The organism is Azospirillum sp. (genome assembly GCF_035627195.1).
Classification (GTDB): Bacteria; Pseudomonadota; Alphaproteobacteria; order Azospirillales; family Azospirillaceae; genus Azospirillum.
Genome location: NZ_DASPMG010000344.1, coordinates 1 through 3386, shown reverse-complemented (window position 1 = coordinate 3386; position 3386 = coordinate 1). Strand labels below are relative to the sequence as shown.

The 3386-nt window shown below is 70.3% G+C and carries 2 protein-coding genes and 1 pseudogene; all 3 read right to left on the bottom strand.

Translation table 11 applies throughout. The features are described from left to right. Positions 1 to 212 precede the first annotated feature (212 nt). Positions 213 to 956: a TerC family protein gene (locus tag VED21_RS30610; protein WP_324889281.1), complete on the bottom strand. Its 744-nt coding sequence runs from the start codon at positions 954 to 956 to the stop codon at positions 213 to 215. An 883-nt stretch (positions 957 to 1839) separates the two neighbouring features. Further along, positions 1840 to 2286 (bottom strand): RNA-binding S4 domain-containing protein, encoded by a 447-nt coding sequence (locus VED21_RS30605; RefSeq protein WP_324889279.1) that lies wholly within the window; start codon positions 2284 to 2286, stop codon positions 1840 to 1842. Further along, positions 2283 to 3386: pseudogene (locus tag VED21_RS30600) on the bottom strand (disulfide oxidoreductase); the annotation flags it as partial. The gene VED21_RS30605 and the pseudogene VED21_RS30600, both read right to left, overlap by 4 nt.

The following is a 3386-nucleotide window of genomic DNA, read 5'->3' as shown; positions in this document are numbered from 1 at the left end:
GGACCGTCCATTTCGCCGCCGAGGCGATCGCGCAAGTCGACTTGCGCGATCGCCTCGGTTCGGTCCAACCTGTCAACCATGTCTCCGAACACCTGTAAACCAAGTGTCCGGTCTGAACAGCTGCGCTCAACCCAACCTACGACGGAACCGTAGGTTGGGTTGAGGCCAAGGCCGAAAACCCAACGTAAAACCCAACGTCTTGGGCTTTGTGCTCAATCCGCCGCCTGTTCGGCCGCGCGCTTCTTCTTGCGGCGGCCGGCGGCCATCAGGTTCAGCGCCTCGACCAGGGCCGAGAAGGCGATGGCGAAGTACAGGTAGCCCTTGGGGATGTGGAAGCCCAGGCCGTCCGCCACCAGCGCCACGCCGACCAGAAGCAGGAAGGACAGCGCCAGCATCTTCACCGTGGTGTGCCGGTTGACGAAGTCGCCCACCGGGCCGGAGGCGAACAGCATCACCGCCATGGCGATGACCACCGCGGCGATCATCACCGGCAGGTGGTCGGACATGCCGACCGCGGTGATCACGCTGTCCAGCGAGAAGACGATGTCCAGGAACATGATCTGGATGACCACGCTGGTGAAGGTGGCCGCCGCCTTGGCCGGGCCGCCGTCCTCCTCCTCGCCCTCCACCGTGTGGTGGATCTCCATGGTGCCCTTGGCCAGCAGGAACAAGCCGCCGCCGATCAGGATCAGGTCGCGCCCCGAGACGTCCATCCCCAGCACGCTGAACAGCGGCTGCGTCAGCGTCGCCACCCAGGCGATGGAGGCCAGCAGCAGCAGTCGCGTGATCAGCGCCAAGGCCAAACCGACCTGCCGCGCCTTGTGCTGCTGGTGCGCCGGCAGCTTGGACGCCATGATCGAGATGAAGATGATGTTGTCGATGCCGAGGACGATCTCCAGGGCGGTCAAGGTCAGCAGGCTGGCCCAGACGTTCGGATCGGCAAGAAGGTCGAGCATGGTGGGGCGTGGCGTCCGTGGTGGAATGGTGCAGTGCGGCGCAAGATGTGGTCGTCCGCCCGTTCGTGCAATGGCTAAGACAGCGCCCGGCCGCTGTTTTCAACACGAGGAGAACACCCGGCACCCGCCCGCAGGTCCCCGACCCGATCCGCGCAAGGGCCATAGGTTGGGTTGAGCCGCAGGCGAAGCCCAACGCTCCCAGCACTGCGACCACGTTATCGCGAACACGTTGGGTTTTCGGCTCCGCCCGGAAAGAAGCAAGGGGTAGGCGCTCCTCATAGCCCCTCCCCCTTGACGGGGGAGGGGTTGGGGAGAGGGTGGTTACGCCCGGCAGGGCGGAAGAGAGTCATGTTCCGCCTGCCGGCTCTCAGCGGATGCCAGAGGCATCCGCCTGACGCCGTCAGCGCTGGCTGAAGGCCAGCGCGAGAGGCGGCTATCCCCCTCTCCCCAACCCCTCTCCCGCGAGGGGAGAGGGGCTTTCGGACGGTTTCATCCCGCTGCGGGTCGACGCGCTCGCCGGTGAGAACGCAACCCCAATCTACGGGTTCCTTGCGTCGGCGATGCGCCACCTGATTGGGTGTAAATTCCTTAATATTGACAATTATCCCATGTCCGGCGCATGATCGATGCGATCATGGGCACACGTGCGCCCGCACGCCGACAGGGATGAAACACAGGGAGGTGCCGCGACGATCATGAGGCCGGTGTCCCGAATGCAACACACCGCCGAATCCGTTGCATGGTGTTGCATCCGGTTGCATCCGCCCGGCGCTCCTGCTCCACCGCACGCCGGTCCCGCATGCAACGCACCGCCGATTCCGTTGCACGATGTTGCATCCGGTTGCATTGGCCCGGCGCCGCCGGCCCGCTCACGCGCGCCCGCTCACTCCTCGCCGTGCAGGCGCTCCACGGCGCGGCGCTCGCGCTTGGTCGGGCGGCCGGCGCCGGGCTCGCGCAGGGCGGCCGGGCGGACGGCGTGCTCCATGGCCGTCTCCGGTGCCGGCGGGGCGAGGTCCTCGTACAGGGTGCGCGCCTCCTCCGCCGGGCCGCGGCGGGTGCCCAGCGCGATCACCTTGACGACGCGGATGTGGCGGCCCTGCGGGAAGGTCAGCACGTCGCCCGGCTTCACCGCGAAGTGCGCCTTGCCCACCGCGTTGCCGGCGCAGCGCACCGCACCGCCGTTGACCAGCTTGGCGGCAAGGCTGCGCGTCTTGAAGAAGCGGGCGAACCACAGCCACTTGTCGATGCGCAGGCGGCCCGGTCCCGGATCGGGCAGGCCCCCATCGGCTTCAATGGTTTCGACGTCCAAATCATCGTCCAGATGGATCATCCCCTGGCACCCTGCAGTTGGCGAAGCTTGGCGAACGGGTGGTCGGCCGCGGGCGGCTTGTGCCGCCGGGGCCTGGGCTGCTGCGGGTCGCGGCCGCGCCGGCGCCGCCACGTCGCCGCACCATCCTCGGCCACCGTGCGGGTGTAGCCCAGCCCGCCCAGCACGGCGGCGAGGTCGTCCGGGCCGACGCCGATGATCTGGGCCAGCGCCGGCTCGGGCGTCGCGGTGCCCTCCTTGGCCTGCTTCAGCATCTCGGTCTCCAGCCGGTCCAGCATGTCGACGCGCACGGCGCGCGGCCCGGCCAGCGGATAGCCGATGGCCTCCCAGAAGCCGGCCGGCACGCCCGGTTCGGCGGCCACCGACACGCGCCCGGCCGGCGGCGTCGGGGCCGGCAGCGCCAGCCCCTTGTGCACGGCCCAGAGCAGGGCGCGCAGCTCCACCGCACCCGGCTTGGCCAGCGCCGGCAGGTACAGATGGGTGACGCCCAGCCGCACGCCGCGCTTGGCGACGTCGCGCCGGTCGGTCTTCTCCAGCCCCTCGATCAGCTTGGCGACCGGGGCGCGCGGCAGCACGCCCAGCCCCTCCACCAGCTGGAAGGCGAGGCCGCGCGCCGGGCCGCTCAGCTCCTCCGCGTCGCGCAGGGCCAGCAGCGGCTTCAGCCGCGCGGCGACGTGGGCGCGCAGCCAGCGCTCCAGCCGGGCGCGCACGCGGTCGCTCTGCCCCTGGTCCAGCAGCGCCTCCGGGTTGGGCAGCACCGCCGGGGCCAGGACGGACGGCCCGGCCCCCAGCCGCGCCACCGGCAGCCCGTTCCACGTCACCTCGCCCACGGGGGTGAGGGCGAAGGCCGCGTCCGGCTCCTGCTCCAGGGTGCGGACGCGCGACGCGATCTCGTCGCGCAGCGCGCGGCGCGCGGCGGTCAGCAGCGCCCTGGCCTCCTCGGAGCGGTCCGGCGCGTCGGGGACGAAGCGGAAGCCCTCCAGGTGGCCGACGGGGTGCCCCTCGACCACCACCTCGCCGTCGTCGCGCACGCCGGCCATCAGGTCGCGCCCGTCCTTCAGCGTGCGCACCAGCATGGCCGAGCGGCGGTCGATGAAGCGCTG